The organism is Imperialibacter sp. EC-SDR9 (assembly GCF_902498805.1).
In the GTDB taxonomy this organism is placed as follows: Bacteria; Bacteroidota; Bacteroidia; order Cytophagales; family Cyclobacteriaceae; genus Imperialibacter.
In genome coordinates, this window is record NZ_LR701626.1 from 1 (window position 1) to 1981 (window position 1981).

The 1981-nt window shown below is 44.2% G+C and carries 2 protein-coding genes; both read left to right on the forward strand.

All coding sequences use genetic code 11. The features are described from left to right. Positions 1-165 precede the first annotated feature (165 nt). Positions 166-996 (forward strand): hypothetical protein, encoded by an 831-nt coding sequence (locus GC130_RS25455; RefSeq protein WP_152001194.1) that lies wholly within the window; start codon positions 166-168, stop codon positions 994-996. A 185-nt stretch (positions 997-1181) separates the two neighbouring features. Next, on the forward strand, positions 1182-1715 hold the full coding sequence (locus GC130_RS25460) for a hypothetical protein (protein ID WP_152001195.1): 534 nt from the start codon (positions 1182-1184) through the stop codon (positions 1713-1715). The last annotated feature ends 266 nt before the right edge of the window (positions 1716-1981 follow it).

Here is a 1981-nt window from a genome sequence, read left to right on the forward strand (position 1 = left end):
GCAGTAGTTACTTATCATTTGCTGGCTTGGAATGTCCGCCACAAGAGTTAATTTTATCTTCTGCGTGGCTAAGTGGTGATGGAAGCAGTACTGCATAAAATTCCCACACTCACTTTAGCCAGACGTTACAGCCAATTGCAGAACCGCACAAACTAAAACCGAAACATGGGAGCTTGGGGGCCAGGGATTTCGTCGAACGACACTTATGAGGACATAACTTACGGGTTTTTTGAGCTTTACAATGAAGGACTATCCCCGGCACAAATCACAGACAAGATTCTCGCAGACAACCAAGAGATACTGGACGAGGAGGAGGATCGGAACAATCTCTGGTTTGCATTAGCCTTAGCGCAATGGGAATGCAAGGCACTTGATTCAGAATTACTTAACAGAGTCAGGACAATCATCGAGACTGGTGAGGACATAGAGATTTGGAAAAAGCTTGGAGCTAGCAAACAGGATCTTACAAAACGGCAAAAGGCGCTCGAAAAATTTTGGGACAAATTGAATTCCGAAAAGAAGTCACCAAGGAAAAGGAAGAAGAAAGTTTTTAGAGATTCAATTTTTAAGAAGGGCGACTGTTTGAGTATTGCTCTCGAAGATGGGAAATTTGGTGCGGCCTATGTACTTGAATCTGAACAGCAAACCGAATACGGAATGAATCTCGTTGCTGTCTGCAATTATCTTAAAAATGAACCACCTACCACGACGTTCTTCCAGGATGCAACTGTTTTAATCTCCAAGATGCAGGAGTCAAGAACTGAATTTAAAGACTACCCAATCATTAGTTGGTGCATGGCAGTCACGTATAAGTCGAGCAAGTTGGACATTCGAGTGGTCGGAAATATCAAAGTGTCTAAGAGTTTCGACACTAAAAATGACTTTCGAACCTACTCGCCTTGGCTTTTCATATCTGCCCATTTAGCTAGCCAACCAAACTTGGTGAAAACCCATGGCCCAACCAAGTTAAAAATCCAGCTTAACGAACTTAGATAGAAATGGCTATAACACAAGGCTAACAATGAATGGCGGCTTCACCGGTTTTCAATCATTTGCTGGCTTGGAATCTCCGCCACAAAGTATAATTTTATTCATCGGCGTGGCTAACTGCAATGGGAAACGGAAGTGCATAACATTCCGCCACTCATGTTAGCCGAGCGTTGTGAGGCATAGACTACCGCATGGAAAACCAGTTCTTCAAAAAAATCGGGCTTGAGAAAGACTTCTCACTTCAACTGCCTGTCGAAATAGAGGCATTCAAGGCGTCTTTTGAAAGAGAAGTTGGACGGACTCCTGCTATCGTTGGTTTTGGTCGTCCATCGACTGAATTTCAAGGCAGACTGGAGAACAATACTGTCAAGATATGGAAGTCCATTTCTGCTTACCAAAGTAACAACGCTGCAACCTATGTGACACTTCTGCCAAACGGCGATAGAACGAATTTGATCGGAGTGACTAAAATTCCTCAACCTACATTGCTTCTGTCTTTTTCGTTGCTACTTGCAATCAACGGACTGACTATTTCGGCGACCATATCGACAGGACAGTTACAGTCCCATCCATCAGTAATCGCCCCAATTCTAGCTTTAATTCTAATTTTCTCAATGACTTGGTGGTACTTTTGGATGCGACGAAGTGTGACGCAGTTATCAAGGGATGTCGAACGGGAGTTCTTCTACTGGACGAAGGAGAAAAGCCTCACAACACAGCGGTAAAAATGAATGTGGGCTTCACAGGTTATCGTAGGTCAGTTGGCTTGGATTGTCCGCCACAAATTATAATTTTATCATCGGCGTGGCTAAGATGTAGTGGAAGCGGAGCTGCATGAAACTCCCACACTCATTTTACCGAGGCGTTGGGGCACATGCGCTACGTACTATGACAAGAGCTTTAACCATACTTCCAATTTTCGTTGTTACCCTGGCTTTCGGGCAGACTGAACCAGAGCTAGTCGGGGAGTACAAACGAACAGAGCGGATGG